The 18,263-nt window shown below is 56.4% G+C and carries 14 protein-coding genes and 4 tRNA genes; 8 read left to right on the top strand and 10 right to left on the bottom strand.

Annotation, left to right across the window (positions count from 1 at the left end; translation table 11 throughout):
• Positions 1 to 64 precede the first annotated feature (64 nt).
• Positions 65 to 502 carry a PACE efflux transporter gene (locus U2949_RS18565; protein ID WP_009457937.1) on the top strand — a complete coding sequence of 146 codons (438 nt, stop codon included), beginning with the start codon at positions 65 to 67 and terminating at the stop codon, positions 500 to 502.
• 70 nt (positions 503 to 572) lie between these two features.
• Here U2949_RS18565 and U2949_RS18570 read toward each other — a convergent pair.
• Positions 573 to 649, bottom strand: a tRNA-Pro gene (locus U2949_RS18570).
• Positions 650 to 935: 286 nt separating this feature from the next.
• Here U2949_RS18570 and U2949_RS18575 point away from each other — a divergent pair.
• Genes U2949_RS18575 through U2949_RS18585 form a run of 3 tightly spaced genes read left to right on the top strand, consistent with a single transcriptional unit; the run spans position 936 to position 3,491 of the window.
• Positions 936 to 2,558: a flavin monoamine oxidase family protein gene (locus U2949_RS18575; protein ID WP_035275549.1), complete on the top strand. Its 1,623-nt coding sequence runs from the start codon at positions 936 to 938 to the stop codon at positions 2,556 to 2,558.
• Positions 2,559 to 2,560: 2 nt separating this feature from the next.
• Positions 2,561 to 2,977, top strand: coding sequence for a c-type cytochrome (locus tag U2949_RS18580; protein WP_026485261.1), 417 nt, complete (start codon positions 2,561 to 2,563; stop codon positions 2,975 to 2,977).
• Between the two features lie 19 nt (positions 2,978 to 2,996).
• Entirely contained in the window at positions 2,997 to 3,491 is a 495-nt protein-coding gene (locus tag U2949_RS18585; RefSeq protein ID WP_009457931.1) for a DUF421 domain-containing protein, read from the top strand.
• A gap of 34 nt (positions 3,492 to 3,525) precedes the next feature.
• Here the strand turns inward: U2949_RS18585 and U2949_RS18590 are convergent, their stop codons facing one another.
• The 4 genes from U2949_RS18590 to U2949_RS18605 all read right to left on the bottom strand — a co-directional run bounded on the left by U2949_RS18590 (position 3,526) and on the right by U2949_RS18605 (position 9,731).
• The gene (locus U2949_RS18590) at positions 3,526 to 3,786 is read right to left on the bottom strand and encodes a hypothetical protein (RefSeq protein ID WP_026485262.1); all 261 of its coding nucleotides are present in this window, start codon (positions 3,784 to 3,786) and stop codon (positions 3,526 to 3,528) included.
• 119 nt (positions 3,787 to 3,905) lie between these two features.
• A tRNA-Pro gene (locus U2949_RS18595) sits at positions 3,906 to 3,982 on the bottom strand.
• Between the two features lie 59 nt (positions 3,983 to 4,041).
• Entirely contained in the window at positions 4,042 to 5,931 is a 1,890-nt protein-coding gene (locus U2949_RS18600; protein WP_026485263.1) for an LTA synthase family protein, read from the bottom strand.
• A gap of 242 nt (positions 5,932 to 6,173) precedes the next feature.
• Positions 6,174 to 9,731 carry an indolepyruvate ferredoxin oxidoreductase family protein gene (locus tag U2949_RS18605; protein WP_321289343.1) on the bottom strand — a complete coding sequence of 1,186 codons (3,558 nt, stop codon included), beginning with the start codon at positions 9,729 to 9,731 and terminating at the stop codon, positions 6,174 to 6,176.
• A gap of 127 nt (positions 9,732 to 9,858) precedes the next feature.
• Between U2949_RS18605 and U2949_RS18610 the strand changes: the two genes are divergently transcribed.
• The gene (locus U2949_RS18610; RefSeq protein ID WP_257723522.1) at positions 9,859 to 10,812 is read left to right on the top strand and encodes a LysR family transcriptional regulator; all 954 of its coding nucleotides are present in this window, start codon (positions 9,859 to 9,861) and stop codon (positions 10,810 to 10,812) included.
• A gap of 6 nt (positions 10,813 to 10,818) precedes the next feature.
• Here the strand turns inward: U2949_RS18610 and U2949_RS18615 are convergent, their stop codons facing one another.
• Positions 10,819 to 12,060: a phospholipase A gene (locus U2949_RS18615; protein WP_022983506.1), complete on the bottom strand. Its 1,242-nt coding sequence runs from the start codon at positions 12,058 to 12,060 to the stop codon at positions 10,819 to 10,821.
• Between the two features lie 328 nt (positions 12,061 to 12,388).
• Between U2949_RS18615 and U2949_RS18620 the strand changes: the two genes are divergently transcribed.
• The 3 genes from U2949_RS18620 (at position 12,389) to U2949_RS18630 (ending at position 14,704) form a co-directional block, all read left to right on the top strand.
• Positions 12,389 to 12,465 (top strand) — tRNA-Arg (locus tag U2949_RS18620).
• A gap of 215 nt (positions 12,466 to 12,680) precedes the next feature.
• Complete coding sequence (locus U2949_RS18625) at positions 12,681 to 12,989, top strand: DUF485 domain-containing protein (protein ID WP_026485267.1); 309 nt, start codon at positions 12,681 to 12,683, stop codon at positions 12,987 to 12,989.
• Entirely contained in the window at positions 12,986 to 14,704 is a 1,719-nt protein-coding gene (locus U2949_RS18630) for a cation acetate symporter (RefSeq protein WP_026485268.1), read from the top strand. The genes U2949_RS18625 and U2949_RS18630 overlap by 4 nt, the downstream gene beginning before the upstream one ends.
• 189 nt (positions 14,705 to 14,893) lie before the next feature.
• Here the strand turns inward: U2949_RS18630 and paaX are convergent, their stop codons facing one another.
• The 4 genes from paaX to U2949_RS18650 form a co-directional block, all read right to left on the bottom strand.
• Positions 14,894 to 15,853 carry a phenylacetic acid degradation operon negative regulatory protein PaaX gene (paaX, locus tag U2949_RS18635; protein ID WP_022983507.1) on the bottom strand — a complete coding sequence of 320 codons (960 nt, stop codon included), beginning with the start codon at positions 15,851 to 15,853 and terminating at the stop codon, positions 14,894 to 14,896.
• A 159-nt stretch (positions 15,854 to 16,012) separates the two neighbouring features.
• The gene (locus U2949_RS18640; protein ID WP_026485269.1) at positions 16,013 to 17,482 is read right to left on the bottom strand and encodes a phospholipase D-like domain-containing protein; all 1,470 of its coding nucleotides are present in this window, start codon (positions 17,480 to 17,482) and stop codon (positions 16,013 to 16,015) included.
• Positions 17,483 to 17,486: 4 nt separating this feature from the next.
• Complete coding sequence (locus tag U2949_RS18645) at positions 17,487 to 17,723, bottom strand: hypothetical protein (RefSeq protein WP_035275551.1); 237 nt, start codon at positions 17,721 to 17,723, stop codon at positions 17,487 to 17,489.
• A 364-nt stretch (positions 17,724 to 18,087) separates the two neighbouring features.
• Positions 18,088 to 18,163, bottom strand: a tRNA-His gene (locus U2949_RS18650).
• Between the last annotated feature and the right edge of the window lie 100 nt (positions 18,164 to 18,263).

Raw genomic sequence — 18,263 nt, forward strand, 5'->3', positions numbered from 1 at the left:
CTTTTTCTAGAAGCTGTACTGCGGATAATCATGCTTTCTGAGCTTTTGATCAAGGATATTTATTGTGCAGGGATGGAAAAGAAGAGTTGTCTACATAGGTATGTTCGAGTTATTGGGCATGATGGTAGCGGCAACTGTATTAGGGCACTTGAGTGGGGCAGGGGCCATGGAAAGCGGGATGCTGTCTTTCATGATCAGCACCTGCGCGGTATCGGTGAACCTGTTCTACAACATGCTGTTTGAAGCCTGGGAGCGCCGTCGTCAGATTCAGGCGCGTACGTTCTGGCACCGGGTGCTGCATGTGGCCGGTTTTCAGATTGTGCTGGTGTCTTTGCTGATCCCGCTGATTGCGTGGTGGCTGAATGTCAGCTTGTGGAAAGCTTTTTTGATGGAGGCGGTGTTACTGGCTTTCTTTCCCATCTTCGCCTTTATCTACAACTGGGCATTTGATTCTATTTTTGGTTTGCCCGACTCGGTGGGTGTGAGCGCCAGCCAAAGTTAAATGACGCAGTGAACCGAACCGGCAAAACTAAAAGGCCTTGCAGATTGCTCTGCAAGGCCTTTGAATTTTTTGGTCGGGGCGGCGGGATTCGAACTCGCGACCCTCTGGTCCCAAACCAGATGCGCTACCAGGCTGCGCTACGCCCCGACTAAGAAAAAAATTATATCCCGTCGTGGTGAACTTGGCAAGCATGGGCCCACATCAAAAAGGGGCTTGTACGCATTTATCAGGAGTCAGCTAATTTTCAGCCCTGTAAAGATGTGTTTCTTATGTTGGGCTTAAACATTTTAGGTGCTTATAGTTAAGTGACAAGCTGATCATAAGGCATTGTGTTCTTTGTTTTTTTCCACACGAGTAGCATTCATGTACCGGGGGCAGGCAAAGAAGTTGGGGGCGAATGCTGCTCATCATTTTTCCAAAAGGAGAAAGGACGATGAGCCAAGTTTCACAGGGTGGAATACTGACACGGCGACATTTCCTGACCATGGTGGGGTATGCCGCAGGTGGCGCGGCCATGTATCAGGCCATGATGCGTCTGGGCCATGCGGCGGAGGGCAGTTACGATGGCCCGATTCGCCTGGAAGGCAAGCCCAAGCCAGGGACCTCTGTGGTGATCCTGGGAGCGGGTCTGGCTGGCATGGTGGCCGCTTTGGAGCTGCGCAATGCAGGGTACAAAGTCAGAATCCTGGAGTTTCGGGAAAAAGTGGGGGGGCGCAACTGGTCCTTGCACGGCGGGGACAGCTATACCGAGCTGGGGGGCGCCAAGCAGGATGTCAAGTTCGACAAGGATCAATACATCAACCCCGGCCCGTGGCGAATTCCTTTCCATCACCGGGCCTTGCTGGATTATTGCAAGCGGCTGAAAGTCAGGCTGGAGCCGTTTATCCAGTACAACTACAACGCCTATCTGCATAGCAAAGAGCATTTTGGTGGCAAGCCTCAGCGGTTTCGCCATATCCACGCGGATTTTCAGGGGCAGGTCTCCGAGCTCTTGTCCAAAGCCATTAATACTCAGTCGCTGGATGCACCTTTGTCCAAGGAAGATCAGGAAAAACTGCTGGAAGCCTTGCGCAGTTGGGGGGCCTTGGACAAGAACATGGCTTATGTGAAAGGCCATGCCAGTTCCGAGGTGCGTGGTTTTGAGCGTGATCCGGGAGGTGGTCTGAATGCTCAACCCGAGTTTTCCGAGCCTTTGAAATTGGCCGATATTGTGCGCTCCAGTGTTTGGCACAATATGGGCATTCATGATTTGTACGAGTTTCAGCAGACCATGTTTCAGCCGGTTGGCGGGATGGACCAGATCGGCGCTGCTTTTGGCAAAGAGCTGGAGGGTCTGTTTACCTTTAATGCCAAGGTCACTGCGATCAAGCAGAGCGATGGCAAGGTGACGGTCAGCTACAAGGATCAAAGCAAAGGCAGCGAGCACACTGAAACGGCAGACTGGTGCGTATGTACCATTCCCTTGTCGATTCTGAGCCAGATAGATCTGGATGCCAGCAAGGAAATGCACGCTGCCATTGACGCTGTGCCTTACGCTCCTTCGGTCAAGATCGGGCTGCAGTTCAAACGGCGCTTCTGGGAAGATGATGACGCGATCTATGGCGGCATCAGTTATACCGACCTGCCCATCACACAAATTTCTTACCCCAGTGGCGGCATGATGGCCGGTGGCAAAGGCGTCTTGCTGGGGGGCTATATGTTCGGTCCCAGCGCTGTGGAATGGTCGTCGCTCAGTCCCGAGGATCGGGTCAAGAAGGCCCTGGAATATGGTGCGCAAATCCACCCTCAATATAAGGATGAGTTCGAGAGTGGGGTGGCGGTCGCCTGGCACCGCGTTCCCTGGACATTGGGCTGCTATGGCATGTGGACGGACCAGACACGGGCCGCGCATTACGAGAACCTGTGCCAGATTGATGGTCGACTGGTTTTGGCGGGTGAGCACGCTTCTTACGTCAACGCCTGGCAGGAAGGCGCGATCCTGTCGTCCCTGAACGCGATTTCCCGCCTGCATAGCCATATTGTGGGTAATCAACAAGCCGATTCCAAAGGAGCCTAGTCATGATGATGCGATCTCTAGCGGTTTTTCTGGCCTCGGGACTGTTGACCATCAGCCATGCGGATACGGCGGTGGTAGGGGGTGATACGGTGGTCTTTACCCAGAAAACCGGCCAGGAAATTTATGAGCAGGTCTGTGCGTCTTGCCACATGATCGATGGCAAGGGCGCTCAAGGGGCGGGCATGTATCCGTCCCTGTCCAAGAATCCGAAACTGGGGGCGCCTGCGTATGTGGTGTTCATGGTGAACCAGGGCAATAAGGGCATGCCTGGTTTTGGTGGCGTACTCAATGACGAGCAAATAGCCGAAGTCGTCAATTATGTGCGTTCTCACTTGGGCAACGAGTTCAGTGACAAGATTACGGCCAAGGACGTGGCAGGCCAGCGTCCCAAGGACCACCAGTACTTTGATCTGAACTGATCAAAGGCTGCTTGTCGTCATGCTGACACCTGATTGGAGCACGGTCTTCGCACTGGAAATACCCGTGTTGGAGTCCGTGCTGCGAGGCACAGTGGTCTACTTCGTTCTGTTCGTCCTGCTACGGCTGGCAGGACGACGTGAACTGGGATCGCTGGGCGTCGCGGACCTGTTGATTCTTTTGCTGATTGCCGATGCCAGTGGTAACGCGATGTCAGGCGGCAGCAATTCCTTGACGGATGGTCTGCTGGTGGCTGCAACTATTGTGGCCTGGGGGTACATCGTCGATTGGCTGATGTACCGATTCCCGGCGCTCAATGCACTGGCCACTCCGCGCAAAGTGTGTGTGGTCAGGGACGGGCAATTGCAGTGGCGCAATATGCGTCGGGAGTTTGTGACTCGCGATGAAATCCTGAGTGAAATGCGTTTGGCCGGAATCCAGTCGCTGGAAGAGGTAGCGGCGGCTTATATCGAGCCTAATGGCAAACTCAGCTTTTTGAAGGACACATCCGTGTAGTTTGAACGGGTCGGGAACAGGCAGGGTCGAAGGCTCAGGCCCGATAGCCCTGCGAAATCCATTGCATGCAGAAAATAAAGGTGAACACAGCTACGGGGAAGGGCAGTAGGGCAAAAAGCCGAATAGCCAGACTGCGTGTTTGTCCGCGCAGGCCACGCTTGTAAACGTAGAGGCCGATCAGGCAGGCGATCAGGGGGAACAGAAAGACCGGCAGGAGCAGAAACAGGGTAGGAACAGTCAGGAGGCACAGCAACAAGGCCAGGCTGCTCAGACCGAGTATTTTTGAATTGCTCATTTCCGATTCCTGATCAGGGTAGGTCGTCAGAGCATAACGCAAATAAGGCGATGCTCTGGGAGCAGGCAAAGAAAAAGGCTTAGTTCACTGTGCAATGAACTAAGCCTTTAATTCTTTAATGGTCGGGGCGGCGGGATTCGAACTCGCGACCCTCTGGTCCCAAACCAGATGCGCTACCAGGCTGCGCTACGCCCCGACTAAAGACAAGCATAGTAGAACGAATTCAGGACTTCGTCAAGCCCTGAACCCTCGGTTTTAGCGTTTTTGCAGGTGGGGCAGGGTGTAAGCCTGTTCGTGATACGCCCAGCTAGGCCAGAGCACGTGGGCAAGGGCTTCCTTGGCCAGCACTTCGTCTATCTGTTCCAGCGGCTCGTACTTGTCCGGCGCGGTATAGCGATACTGACAAGGCGGCAGGTGTGGCATCAGCACGGTCAGGATGTCGCCTTTCAAATAGCCATAGTTCTCGAAGTACTGCATCATGGCCCGGTCGCTGTCCTGCTGGGTCAGGTCGCGCCCGATCATGGGGTGCTCGCTTTCAATGCCCATCAGGGATAGCAGGGTGGGGGCCAGGTCAATCTGGCTGATGATGCGCTCGTCCTGACGGCTGGGAACGCCTGCGCCCAGAATCAGGGCAGGAATATGGAAGTGACGCACAGGCACCAGATTGGCACCGCCCACGCGCGAGTCATGGTCGGCCACGATCAAGAATACTGTGTTGTCCCAATAGTCGGATTCACGCGCTTTCTTGAAGAAGTCCCCAATGGCCCAATCGGCGTAACGTACCGTGTTCTCTACCGTAGCGGGATCGCCTTCCACCTGAATACGGCCCGCCGGGTATTCCCAAGGCGAGTGATTGCTGACGGAGAAGGCCAGCGTCAGGGTGGGTTGTTCCTTGTCCTGGCTTAGCAACTGGTGCAGCTTGTTGAACATGTCCTCGTCGCTAGCGCCCCAGGTGCCGACGAACTCGGGGGACTCAAAGCTGGATTGCTCATGCAGCTCATCAAAGCCATTGCCCAGGAAAAAGCTCTTCATATTGTCAAAGTGGGCTTCGCCGCCATAGATAAAGCGTGAGCGGTAGCCTTGTTCCTTGAGCAATTGGGCCAGGGTAAAAAAGCGGGTTTGCGAGCCGGGCAGGCGCAGTACAGCGTCTGCCACGGTTGGGGGGAAACCGGCAGAAACCGCTTCCAGACCCCTTACCGAACGCGTGCCGGTAGCGTAGGCGCGGCGGAAGTTCCAGCCCGTTTGGGCCAGTTTGTCCAGTTCGGGGGTTAGATTGGCGCCGCCCAGATTGCTGACATATTGCGCCCCCAGGCTCTCCTCCACGATCAGGACCAGATTGGGTTTGCGCTCACGTTTTTGTACTGGCGTCTGACGGTGCAGGGTGGGTAGTGTGTCAGGGCCAGCCGGCAAGGCAGCCGCATCGCGCACGATCTGGTTCATTTCTGCAACGTCCAGGCCACCGTAAATATCCTCGGCCGAGCGCTCGTTTTTCATGCTGTAGATGGCATAGGCCACGTTGTACAGCGAGTTCAAGGGCAGCGTGTTGAGCATGCTGTCGCTGCTCCAGGCGACCGAAGAGGGGTTGATGGGGCGGTGGGCCAAAGTGCCACGAATCGCCAGAGCGCACAGGGCCGCGCCAATCAGCATCCAGATGGGACGCAGCCACCAGCTCATGACAGGGTCGGCAGACACATGGCCAAAAATAGACCAGCCCGAATACACAATCAGCCCCAGGCCAATCAGGGCGATGCCTATCATCAGCTTGTAGCCTTTCCAGAGCATGCCTACTACTTCTTGAGGGTGCTTCAGATAGTCCACATACAGCCGGTTGGGGCGGGTGTCGTATTCAATAATGAATTGGGGCGTGGAAACTTCCAGCAAGGTCAGCAGGAACCAGGCGAAGGTAAACCAGATGGCGGCGACCGTCGTCATGACGGGATAGTGTCCTAGCCAGGGGGCCAGCAAGACCACGGGGGCGCTGAGCGCGGCGATCATCAGGGCGTCAATACGCAAGCCGCCAATCAGGATGGGCAGCAGACCCCCGGCCTGACGCACACGCGGCCATTGCCACAAGGCAAAAGCCAGCCTGAAAGCGGTCAGCAAAATCAGGGCTGAAGGAACAAAAACGTAAACAAGATGGCGCATAAGAATGTGGTCCTGGTCGACCTAATTGCCACGGACGGTGGCACTGGCATCGAATTGCACGATTGTATGTCAGTTTAATGAGCAAACTATCTTGCTAAACGCTTGGGCTTCTCGGGGAAGTGTGGCCGCATGCCGGTTCAGGGTTTAAAGACGAAAAAAAAGCAGGCCGCTTTGAAAGACAGCCTGCCGCTAAGGAGGAGTTAAGGGGAGCCAGCCCTGCGTTCCCAGGGCTGGCGATAGGTTTAGGCAACGCGTTGGCTGGGTTCGGTACGGGAACGGAACTGGCTGCGTTGTTGTTCACGCAGGGCGTAGGCTTTGACGTGGCCCGCATCTTTGACATGGCCGTAGCCACGGATCAGATCCGGGTAGTTCAACCAGCGCTGGGCCACTTCCATATTGTCCGCATCCAGGTGGGCGCTGACTTCATTCAGGTCGGCCAGATAGTCTTCAATATTCTGGCGTTCCTGACGGCGTTCCTGGGTGTAGCCAAAGATATCCAGAGCACCACCACGCAAACCGCGCAGACGGGCCAGGATCTTGAACAAGCTGCGGGTCGAAGGACCGAACTTGCTCTTGACTGGCTGGCCCTGGCTGTTCTTGCGACCGAGCAAGGGCGGGGCCAGATGGTATTCAATCTGGTAGTCCTTGCCGGGTTCACCTGCAAACTGGGCACGCAGCTTGTCCAGGAAGACCGGGTCGGTGTACAGGCGGGCCACTTCGTACTCGTCCTTGTAGCTCATCAGCTTGGCCAGTTGCGTGGCGGCGATGCGAGTCAGGGGTAGAGCCTTGTCCTGATTCAGGCGCGACTCGCGTTCCATGACCTTGTTGATAGCGTCGCGATAGCGCTTGGCCCAGGCCGGGTTCTGATACGCAGTCAGGTGCTCTTCCATGCGCTTGATCAGGGACTGCACGCTTTCAGGGAAAGTGACTTCGCGGGCTTTGGGTGTCGCACCTTCCATCAAGGCTTCGATACCCTTTTCAGCCGCCAGACGGCCCCACTGGAAGGCTTCACGGTTGGCTTTGACAGCGACGCCGTTCAGTTCGATCGCGCGCAGCAAGCTGTCCATATGCAGCGGAATCCAGCCGCGCTGGAAGGCATAGCCCAGCAAGATGGGGTTGGCATAGAGCGCATCGCCCATAACGTGTACGGCCAGGGCATTGGCGTCCAGATAGCGGATTTCCTTGCCCACGGCATTTTCAATATCCGTGCAGGCGGTTTGCAGCGGGAACTTCCAGTGCGCATTGCCGATCAGGTCCGAAGTCGGGCTGGCTGCGGTGTTGATAATGGTGTGGGTGCGATCGCGGCTGACACGGCTCAGTACATCCGTGGAGGCGCTAACCAGAGCATCACTGCCAATCAGCAAGGAGGCCTCGCCCGTTGGAACGCGGGTGGCATGGAGCAGATCGGGCTGGCGTGCGATTTGCACGTGGCTCAGCACCGCACCACCTTTCTGGGCCAAACCGGCCATATCCAGAACGCTGACGCCTTTTTGCTCGATATGAGCGGCCATACCCAGCAGGCCACCTACCGTCACGACACCCGTGCCGCCAATACCAGCGATCAGAATGCCGTAGGTCTTGTCCAGATCCGGCAGTTTGGGCAAAGGCAGATCGGCCAGATTGAAGGATTCCAGCGAACGGCCCTGAGCTTCCGGCTTGCGGACTTGCGCCCCTTTCAGGGTGACAAAGCTGGGGCAGAAACCGTTAACGCAGGAGAAGTCCTTATTACAGGAGGACTGGTTGATGCGGCGCTTGGAACCCATGGGGGTGTCCAGAGGCTCAACGGACAAGCAGTTGGATTTGACCGAGCAGTCCCCGCAGCCTTCACAGACCGTGTCATTGATAAAGGCGCGCAGGGCGGGGTCGGGATAAGTCCCTTTCTTGCGGCGACGGCGTTTTTCCGTGGCGCAGGTCTGGTCGTAGACCAGGATGGTGGTGCCGGGCACTTCGCGCAGCTCGCGCTGTACACGGTCCAGCTCATCACGGTGATACACAGGCGGGTTGCCAGCCAGGGTAACGCCCTTGAATTTCTCGGGCTCGTCGGTGACCACCACAATCTTGCGAGCGCCCTCGGCATGGACCTGGGCAATGACGTCGGTGACTTTCAAGATCCCGTCTACGGGTTGGCCGCCTGTCATGGCGACGGCATCGTTATACAGAATCTTGTAGGTGATATTGGAGTTGGCCGCGATCGAGGCCCGGATTGCCAAAATCCCCGAATGGAAATACGTGCCATCGCCCAGGTTGGCGAAGACGTGTTTTTCATCGGTAAAGGGTTGCTGGCCAATCCAGGCGACGCCTTCGCCGCCCATATGACTGAAGGTGGAGGTGCTGCGATCCATCCAGACCGTCATGTAGTGGCAGCCAATTCCGGCCATGGCGCGCGAGCCTTCGGGCACGCGAGTGGAGGTATTGTGCGGACAGCCCGAACAGAACCAGGGCTTGCGCTCTACGCTGACGCGCGGCATACGGGCTTCGCGGTCCTTGGCATCCAGAATGGCCAGACGGGCCTGGATGCGGGCTTGCAGCTCCTCGGAAATGTCCATGGTGCACAAGCGGCGGGCAATGGCGCGCGCAATAATCGCAGGAGACAGTTCACCTTGAGGAGGGAGTAGCCAGGGCGAGCGCAAGCTGGACCATTCGCCGCCACCGTGTTCGGTCTCGTCAAACTTGCCGTAGACCTTGGGACGTACGTCATCGCGCCAGTTGTACAGCTCTTCTTTAAGTGCGTATTCCAGAATCTGGCGTTTTTCTTCCACCACCAGAATTTCGGACAGGCCGGTTGCGAATTGGCGTGCGTCCTGCCCGTCCAGGGGCCAAATACAGCCCACTTTAAATAGTCGGATGCCTAGCTCGGCGCATAGCTCGTCGGACAGACCCAGATCGGCCAGTGCCTGGCGGGTATCCAGATAGGCTTTACCGGCCGTCATGATGCCAAAGCGGGCTTCGGGCGAATCAATCTCGACGCGGTTCAATTTGTTGGCGCGCACATAAGCCAAAGCGGCGTACCACTTGTGGTTCATCATGCGGGCTTCTTGCGCCAGTGGCGGGTCTGGCCAGCGGATGTTCAGGCCATCGGCGGGCATGTCCTCGATCTCGGGCAGGACAATGTTCAGGCTGTCCGGGTCCAGATCGACCGAGGCATTTGACTCCACCACTTCGGTGACGCATTTCAAGGCTACCCACAGGCCGGAGAAACGGCTCATGGCCCAGCCGTGCTGGCCAAAGTCCAGGTATTCCTGCACGTTGGCCGGGTAGAGCACGGGGATACCGGCGGCGGCGAAAACGTGATCGGACTGGTGGGCAACGGTGGAGGATTTGGCACCGTGGTCATCGCCTGCCAGCACCAGAACACCGCCGTGGCGGGCGCTGCCGGCCGAGTTGGCGTGCTTGAACACGTCCATGGAACGGTCCACGCCAGGGCCCTTGCCGTACCACATGGCAAAGGTGCCATCGAAACGGGCACTGGGGTACAGATTGGTTTGCTGGCTACCCCAGACGGCGGTAGCGGCCAGATCTTCGTTCAGACCGGGCTTGAACACGATGTCGTGTTCTTTTAGATGTTTGCTGGCTTGCCACAGAGCCTGGTCTACGCTCCCTAATGGGGAGCCCCGGTAGCCAGAGATAAAGCCGGCCGTATTCAGACCCGCACGCCGGTCCCGTTCTTTCTGCAACATGGGCAAGCGCACCAGGGCTTGGGTGCCGCTCATATAGGCGCGGCCCTTGGTGACAGTGTATTTGTCATCCAGGGACACGGATTCCAACATGGCCTTGTAAGGTTTGTTGAGTGGGGCATTCATGAGTTTGTCTCCTGCAAGAAGGATGGTTTTCGTGCAAGTTGTTGTCGTTTGTTCTTTAGTCTAGGGCAGCTTTTTGTTATCGTAAAATCAAATTTACGTGTACCTGATATCTGAAAAACGGATGGCTATGAAGCACGAAGTGACACTGAGGCAGTTTCGGTATTTCATTGCTGCGGCGGTCAGCGGGCAGTTCTCGGCGGCGGCCCAGGCGGAGAACGTCTCCCAGTCGGCCATCAGTAATGCGGTGCAAAGTCTGGAGCGTCAGCTGAATGTGGCCTTGTTTGAGCGTTTGCCCCACGGCGTGGAGTTAACGCCACAGGGACAGGCGTTCTTTCACCACGCTCATCACGTGATTGATGCAGTCAGCGATGCACTGAACCATGCAGATTTGCGGCGACAGAATATCGAAGGGCAGATTCGGGTAGCCGCGGGCTATACGGTTCTAGGCTATTTCTTGCCTGATCTGATCAGTCGTTTCAAGCATAGCTATCCCAATATCGATATCGAACTGGTTGATATGGAGCGCCCCGAGATGGAGGCAGCCCTGGAAGGCGAGCGTATCGATCTGGGTGTTGCTATTTTGTCGAATATCACCGATTTGGCCATGTTTGGGCACCATCGCCTGAGCAGTTCCCGCCGGCGCTTATGGGTGTCGGATCAGCATGCCCTGGCCAATGAGTCCAGTGTCTCCCTGGAGCAGATCAACAACTATCCCTACATCTTTCTGACGGTAGACGATGCCGATACGGCGGCCATGCGTCATTGGGGCAGCCCCGGCTTTCCGGAGCGTGTGGCTATGCGGACTCGCTCTCTGGAGGCAGTGCGCGGTTTGGTGGCTTACGGCTTTGGTGTGACGATTTTGTCCGATATGGTTTACCGACCCTGGTCCCTGGAGGGCAAGCGTATTCACGCGATCGGAATCAGTGATCACGTGGAGTCGGTAGAGGTGGGTTTGTTGTGGCCCAAAGGACGTGAGCCGGAAGGATTGGTGGCCTTGTTTCAGCGTTTTCTGATTCAGGCCTGTGATCATGATATGGCCCGCGCCGGCATGGGAAGCCGACGCGGTGGGGGACTGTTGTAGCCGGGCTTACGGCACCAGCGCCAGACCGATACGGAACTGCGAGGAGCGATCGCGGTAACCCAGCATGGTTTCCGCATAGCCCGAGAAGTACTGGCCGTAGAGATAGCCGTTCATGTTCAAAGGTGTGCGGTTCAGCGGCCAGGCAATCGTGAACTCATGCGTATTGCGGCTGCCCGCGCCCTTGTTGTACATGCCAGACAGTACCAGTCCGTTATCCTGGGCGTAGCGGACTTTCCAGTCGTAACGGCCACGGTAGTGTGCCCAGTCTGCGTTCTCGCCCATGAACACATAGTGCTTGATGCGTGGGGCAAACGTCAGTGTGGCACCGTGATCAAAGCGGTAATTGAACTCGGGCTGAATGAAGACTTCGTTCATGGAGCGCGAGTCATCACCGGCCTTGCCGTTAGAAGCGTGTTCGTAGCCGGTGGCCAGACCCATGAACAGACGTTTCTGCTCGGATTCCCAGATGGAGTCCTTACGCCAGAAGAAGCTGGGGCGGTAGGTGGTGTCTACAAAAGGCTTGGAGTCGGCATGCAGATCCCACAGGGCTGTTTGCGTATAGCCAATGTAGAAGTGATCGTAGAACTTCGGATTGCTAGGATCATCCGGCGAATGCAGACGGTACTTGAAGCTCAGCTGGAAGCGGGCATTGGTGCCGCCTTTATTGCCGACAATAAAGTAGGTCGGGTCGTGAGCTGAAATCGCATTGCTGAAGTTCTCGAAGCTGGAATTCGCCGGTTTCAGGCCTTGCCCGTTATTGATGGCTGGCCCTTCGCGCTGTGCGCCGGCCGCGACGGCCTGGGCATAGGGCAGAGCAGGGTCAATGACACGTGGGTCATGGCCAGCACCTGCGTTCACCACGGCGGCGTTTGCCGGTTGCGAGGTAATCGGGCTTTGGCCTTCCGGATTGGTGTCCAGCGCCAACATCACACGCTCGCCTTCAATATTGACGGCTTGCAAGCCGGTCAAACCATTGGGGACCACAGCTCGCCAACTGTAGGCGGTGAAGTTGTTGATGGGGATGGATGCTCGGGGCCGCGGGCTGACCAGCTCGGCCAGGCTGCGGATGACGTTGCCGTTATTGTCGCGCCACTGCAAAACCAGGTTTTGCGGGGCGGTCCAGCTCATCAAGCTGCCTGTGTCGTTGTAGACGATAGCGTCAATATCGACGGTTTCACCAGAACTGGCCTGTACTTGGCGCAACTGATAGCTGATACCTGCCTGTGCGGTATTCAGGACTGCGCTCAAGATAAGAAAGGGGGCCGATAGTATTAAAGAGTGCTTACTTAGTTTCTTTTTGGTCGGCATGGAGAAAAGTCCAGGAAAACGGGTTAATCCGTACACGACTGTACCATTTGCGACTAAAAATACTACCTATAATTATTTTTCTTACAGTATTGACACTCTGACCAGAGTGCTGCTTATCTAAAACAGATTTTCAGGCTAGAATATTCGATTGTCCTTTTCAGGTCTGTTTTTTACAAAAAATGGGCCTTGAATTCGGTCCTTATTCCTTACGGACCGTTATCTCGGACCTTGCATCGCCTGATGGTTTTGACGATGCCACCATCACCTGGCGGGTGTAGCTCAGTTGGATAGAGCACAGGCCTTCTAAGCCTGGGGCCGGGGGTTCGAACCCCTCCACCCGCGCCAACCTTACTCCCCTTTTTCTTGCGTGCTTTTCTGCTCCTAGGCATTACCCTGAGCCGATGCATTTAGTAAGTATGGTGTAAGTGTCGGGCTCTAATGTTCACCGCATAGACGTCGGCAGGCGTCTTCATAGCGCCGTTTTCAGCCTTTTCAGGCTGGGCCGGTTCAATAAGATACGCCAGCAAAATAAGGCGTTCAGAACAATGCGGAGACAAACTATGCAAGACCCCCTTGTAGGTCGGATTACGGCCAATCCTCGCTATCAGAATCTGGTCAAGACCCGGTTGCGGCTGGGTTGGATACTCACCATCGTCATGCTGGTGGCTTACTACAGTTATATCGGCATTATTGCTTTCGACAAGGAATTGTTTGCAGAGCGCTTGGGTGATGGCGTCATGACCCTGGGTATTCCTATTGGTTTTGGAGTCATTGTGTTGGCTGTTGTCATTACGGGCATTTATGTCTGGCGCGCCAATACCAAGTTTGACCAGATGGCCAAGGAAGTCCTTGAGGAGGTGCGTAAATGAAGCATTCCTATCTTCGTTCCGGCCTGGCTCTGGGCCTGATGCTGGCCAGCCCCGCCTTGCTGGCGGCTGGCGGCGACCTGGGCGAGCTGCAAAAGCAGCCGACCAACTGGACTGCGATTGGCATGTTTGCGGTCTTTGTGCTGGCGACCTTGTGGATTACCAAATGGGCGGCTGCCCGCACCAAGTCGGTCTCTGACTTTTACACGGCAGGTGGCGGTATTACAGGCTTTCAAAACGGCCTGGCCATTGCCGGTGACTATATGTCTGCGGCTTCCTTTTTGGGTATTTCGGCGGCGGTGATGATCAATGGCTACGATGGCCTGATCTACTCCATCGGCTTTCTGGTCGGCTGGCCCATCATTACATTCCTGCTGGCAGAAAAGCTGCGTAACCTGGGCAAATTCACCTTTGCTGACGTAGCCGCTTACCGCTTCCGTCAAGGTCCTATCCGCGCTTTCGCCGCCTCGGGCACGCTGGTTGTGGTTCTGTTCTATCTGATCGCACAGATGGTAGGCGCCGGTCAGTTGATCAAGCTGCTGTTTGGCCTGGAGTACTGGGTGGCCGTGGTGCTGGTGGGCGTGTTGATGATGGTCTACGTGCTGTTTGGCGGCATGACAGCCACCACCTGGGTGCAGATCATCAAGGCTGGCCTGCTGCTGTTCGGTGCTTCCTTCATGGCCATCATGGTGTTGGCACAATATGGTTTTTCGCCAGAAAAACTGTTCGCCGCGGCTGTGCAGGTCAAAACCGATGCCGCTATTGCAGCCGGTAAAGATGCTGTCCAGGCCTCCACAATTGGTCAAGCCATCATGGGCCCCGGCAACTTCATCAAGGACCCTATCAGCGCGATTTCCTTCGGTATGGCTCTGATGTTTGGTACTGCTGGTCTGCCACACATCCTGATGCGTTTCTTTACCGTGCCTGATGCAAAAGAAGCACGTAAATCCGTGTTCTGGGCAACCACCTGGATCGGTTACTTCTACATCCTGACCTTCATTATTGGTTTCGGCGCTATCGTGCTGGTGTCCACCAATCCCCGCTTCCTGGAAGTTGGCGGCGATCTGATTGGCGGTTCCAATATGGCCGCTGTGCACTTGGCTGATGCTGTTGGTGGCGACGTGTTCCTGGGCTTTATGTCGGCAGTGGCGTTTGCCACGATTCTGGCTGTGGTGGCTGGTTTGACGCTCTCCGGTACATCCGCCGTGTCGCACGACCTGTACTCCACGCTGATCAAGAAGGGCGAAGCTACGAACGAGGAAGTCATGCGTGTATCGCGCACTACCACCTTGATTCTGGGTGTGGTTGCCGTGTTGCTGGGCATTATTTTCGAGAAGCAGAACATCGCCTTCATGGTGTCTCTGGCCTTCGCGATTGCTGCCTCGGCTAACTTCCCGGTCCTGTTCCTGTCCATTCTGTGGAAAGGCTGCACGACACGTGGTGCCACGATTGGTGGTTTCCTGGGCTTGATCGTTGCCTTGCTGCTGACCTTGCTCTCGCCTTCGGTGTGGGAAGCTACTTTGGGCAATCCAGCCGGTTCTTCGCCATTCCCCTATGCGTCGGCAGCGCTGTTCTCCATGCCTATGGCTTTCGTGGCGATCTGGTTCTTCTCGATCACTGACCGTAGCCCACGTGCCGAGATCGACCGTGCCGGTTTCGAGGCTCAGTCGGTTCGCTCCGAGACAGGTGTGGGTGCAGAGGCAGCGTCTGCGCACTAATCTGCTCTGACAGGCCGGGCTTGTTTGCCCGTGCCTGAGCCTGATTGTCAAGGGTGCAAAAAACCCGGTGTGATTCAGATCACACCGGGTTTTTTATTTGCCCATGCCGCTCTTGCTGTCAGTACTGCTGGTCGTGTGCTGCGGATATCAAGCACACAGCAGTCAGTCTCTCTATTCAGGGATTCAGCTTCAGGCTTGGGTCTCGGACGGGACAGGCAGGCCGTCAAAACGCTCGTAGAAGTAGGCGGCGGCCTCCGGTGCCTGTTCATCCTCGGCTCGCAAGGTGGAAAGAATATAGCGCTCGGCCTTGCCGCAGACCTGACGGTATACATCCCGGCACAGCTCATAAGCCTGCTTTCCTGCCCAGCCTGCTGGCAGTAGCTCAATAGGCAGTTGCGGGTCGTGCAACTGAATACGGCGGAATTCGTGAATCAGCAGGGTGCGAATCACAAAGGCCAGCTCGTCGTTATAGTCGTGGCCTGCATCCAGCATGGCCAGAGCGGGCGCAAAGCGCTGGATGAACTGACCGTAGCCGCTGGCCACCTGGGCCAGATCCCAGCTGTCCTGAATCAGTTGGGATAGAGGGCGGGTTTGCGGCAGTTGGGACGGTTCCAGCTTGCCCACATACACCTGCGACTGCGCCTGTGTCGCCTGCAGGATGTAATCCAGAATCGTGTGATCCGGGTTCGGGTGCAGGAAAGCCGTGGGTGACAAGGCGCAAAAGCCCTCCCATAGCAGCTCCTTGCGCAGGTCTGCCCGTTGTTTGGAGTTCATCATCAAGCTGGGCATGCTGAAGATCAGCGTCCATTGCCCGTCCCAGGCCAGATAGGTTGGGGTGTAGATGCGTTGATACGCGTGTTCGAAGCGCTGGCTGGCTTCGGGACGCAAGGTGTACTGGCTACGTCGCCCTTCGCGCTGCGCGCTCAGCCAGCCCTCCTCGGCCAGCCTGTACACGCTGGTGCGCACCAGTCGGTCGCTGATCCCGAAGGGGGCCAGCAACTGAATCAAACTGCCTAGCCAAAGTTTGCCGCCATGTGGGCGAATCACGTCGCCAAACAAGGTCATGACCAGGGACTTGGCTCGGGGAGGGCGGTTTTCCAGATGGTGGGCGGCCCATTGGGCCAGGTCGGAATAAGGAAGCTCGGACATTGTTTTTTTAATGGCGCTCAAGTCTGTATGGGAACGGCACGCCTGTCTGTGTAGACCGTTTAAGCGCTTGATTATAAAGGGTGGGTGCGCAAGCGCATTGAAAGATTGTGCAAGCCAGGGGCTTTCTTGAAGCTTGTAACAGTTTCGGGTGCGCACACATTACAGATAGGGGCTGGCCAGCCAGATCAGGCGGTTGCGCAAGCGCTTGCCAAAGCCAATTGAACTTAAGGACTCCAGGCTGACGGCTTCGGCGTCCTCAATTTCCAGATCAATCAGGTTCTGGATTTGGCGGGCCGTGTCGCGGCTGTAGATTTCTACGTCCAGCTCGAAGTTCAATCGCAAGCTGCGCGGGTCCAGATTGGACGAACCAATATAAGACCAGACTCCGTCAATCGTCATGAGCTTGGAGTGGTTGAAGGGGCCGCTGGCGCGCCAGACCCGGCAGCCTGCGCGCAGCACCTGATCCAGTTGGGCTGTCATGGCGTAATTGACCAGGCGCAGATTGTTTTGTCCGGGGATGACGATATCCACTTGAATGCCGCGTCGGGCGGCGGTGTTCAAGGCACCCAACAGGATCTGATCGGGCAGAAAGTAAGGAGACTGAATACGGATATGGCGCTGAGCAATGGCAAACGCCCCTTGCAGCATGTGGTGGGTACTGGCCATGAAACGATCCGGGCCCGAAGCAATGCAGCGAGCCGGAACATGAGGTCTGGGGGCGGGCGAGGAGCTGGCATGCCAGTAGGCGGGCGATAGGTCTTCGCGAGTCGTGAACTGCCAGTCGTGGCGGAAAGAAGCCAGCAATTGCATGACTGCCGGGCCTTCCAGGCGGAAATGGGTGTCTTGAGAGGGCTTGCCGTCGCTGTACTGCGCCATAAAGGATTCACGCAGATTCATGCCGCCGGTAAAACCCACCGTGCCATCCACAATCAGCAATTTGCGGTGACTGCGCAGATTGGCGTAGGGCATGCGCAAAAAACCCAGCGGATTGGTCATGAACAAAGCGCAGCGTATGCCTTCCCGCCGCAGCAATCGCACAATCGGCGTGCGCGAGTATTTCGCCCCGATGGCATCGACCAGTACGCGAATCTGCACGCCACGTTGATGGGCGCGCGACAGGGCGCTGACAAATTCGCGTCCCAGGCGGTCGCTATCGAAGATGTAGCTTTGCAAGGCAATGGTGCTGTGGGCCTGATCAATGGCCTCCAGCATGGCGGGATAAGCCTGATCGCCGCCGACCAGAACGCGCACATTATTGCCGTTACGCAGTTGGCTGCGGCTGACGCGGTCACCCAGAATTTGTAAGGAGCGAAACGGTGCGCCGACCAGGGCACCAATGTCCGAGACGGGAGGGTGCAGATACGTGACCTGTTCATAGAACACGTCTGCACTTTGTTCCAGAAGGCTTTGTCGGCGTACGCGGTTGATCCCGGCAATCAAATACAGGAATGGCCCGAGCAGTGGCGACATGATGATGACGCCTACCCAACTGATGGCGGCGCGGACATCATTTTTGGTCATGGCGGCATGAATGGCCGCGGAAGCGCCCAGTATCACGCTGAGCGCCAAAGCTAGATGCGGCCAGTAATCGTGCAGCAGGGAGCGCAGGTGTATCAGATGCTCTTGCATGGGTTCAGGTGCTACGTTTCTTGTCAGGCAGGTCCGGGCGTTGGTAGAGGCTGTGCATCCAGGACGGGTTCGGTGCGCCGCGGGCGGCAAACTGCTGCAGGCGGGAGGGAGAGCGCCATACGCCACCACCTATGCCAGGCGAGGGCTGGACGCCATACCAGAACCATTGGCCGTCTTCATCCTGTGCAAGCCAGTCCCAATTGGCGGGTGCCTGATCCCAGCAGGGGAAACCGAGTGTCATCAGCAAACTTCCAGAAAATGGGACAGATTAGAGTATAAGAAAGCGTGGTTTTGTGCCAGTTTCTATTACAGAGGAGGCGGGCTGAAATGTCGGGTGTTTGATGGGGAGGGGCTTTTGCTGTGCGGGCCTGCCAACTCGAAGGGCTGGGTCGCAGGCGAAAGCCAGGACTGGCCTGGGGTTCACAATCAAACACAGTTTATTGTCCAGCCTGAACTTGCGTGGGGTGTGCGAAGGCGGCAAACTTGTTACGATGAACAAACGCAAAAAAGCCCGCTGCGTGGCGGGCTTTCAAGTATGTTTTTTCCAGTTCCTGGTCTTGTCACCATTTAAGGAGATCTGCAAAACCTTGGAAGCGGTAAATTTCTGGGGTGACCGATGGGGCTCGAACCCACGACAACCGGAATCACAATCCGGGACTCTACCAACTGAGCTACGGTCACCACTGTTTACTGCTTTTTTGCTTCTGGCCTACATCAAGGTGGGCTGTGAAGTAAAAAATGTATTCTAGCATGCTTTTTTTAAAGAATGCAACACTCGTGC

It is taken from the genome of Alcaligenes phenolicus (genome assembly GCF_032063905.1).
Lineage (GTDB): Bacteria > Pseudomonadota > Gammaproteobacteria > Burkholderiales > Burkholderiaceae_B > Alcaligenes > Alcaligenes phenolicus.

What these genes read in the sequence shown, in the direction of transcription:
- U2949_RS18605 (WP_321289343.1), bottom strand. Translation starts at nt 9,731, where the DNA reads ATGAATGCCCCACTCAACAAACCTTACAAGGCCATGTTGGAATCCGTG.
- U2949_RS18600 (WP_026485263.1), bottom strand. Translation starts at nt 5,931, where the DNA reads ATGCGCCATCTTGTTTACGTTTTTGTTCCTTCAGCCCTGATTTTGCTG.
- U2949_RS18575 (WP_035275549.1), top strand. Translation starts at nt 936, where the DNA reads ATGAGCCAAGTTTCACAGGGTGGAATACTGACACGGCGACATTTCCTG.
- U2949_RS18645 (WP_035275551.1), bottom strand. Translation starts at nt 17,723, where the DNA reads ATGACACTCGGTTTCCCCTGCTGGGATCAGGCACCCGCCAATTGGGAC.
- U2949_RS18590 (WP_026485262.1), bottom strand. Translation starts at nt 3,786, where the DNA reads ATGAGCAATTCAAAAATACTCGGTCTGAGCAGCCTGGCCTTGTTGCTG.
- U2949_RS18610 (WP_257723522.1), top strand. Translation starts at nt 9,859, where the DNA reads ATGAAGCACGAAGTGACACTGAGGCAGTTTCGGTATTTCATTGCTGCG.
- U2949_RS18580 (WP_026485261.1), top strand. Translation starts at nt 2,561, where the DNA reads ATGATGATGCGATCTCTAGCGGTTTTTCTGGCCTCGGGACTGTTGACC.
- U2949_RS18640 (WP_026485269.1), bottom strand. Translation starts at nt 17,482, where the DNA reads ATGCAAGAGCATCTGATACACCTGCGCTCCCTGCTGCACGATTACTGG.
- U2949_RS18625 (WP_026485267.1), top strand. Translation starts at nt 12,681, where the DNA reads ATGCAAGACCCCCTTGTAGGTCGGATTACGGCCAATCCTCGCTATCAG.
- paaX (WP_022983507.1), bottom strand. Translation starts at nt 15,853, where the DNA reads ATGTCCGAGCTTCCTTATTCCGACCTGGCCCAATGGGCCGCCCACCAT.
- U2949_RS18630 (WP_026485268.1), top strand. Translation starts at nt 12,986, where the DNA reads ATGAAGCATTCCTATCTTCGTTCCGGCCTGGCTCTGGGCCTGATGCTG.
- U2949_RS18585 (WP_009457931.1), top strand. Translation starts at nt 2,997, where the DNA reads ATGCTGACACCTGATTGGAGCACGGTCTTCGCACTGGAAATACCCGTG.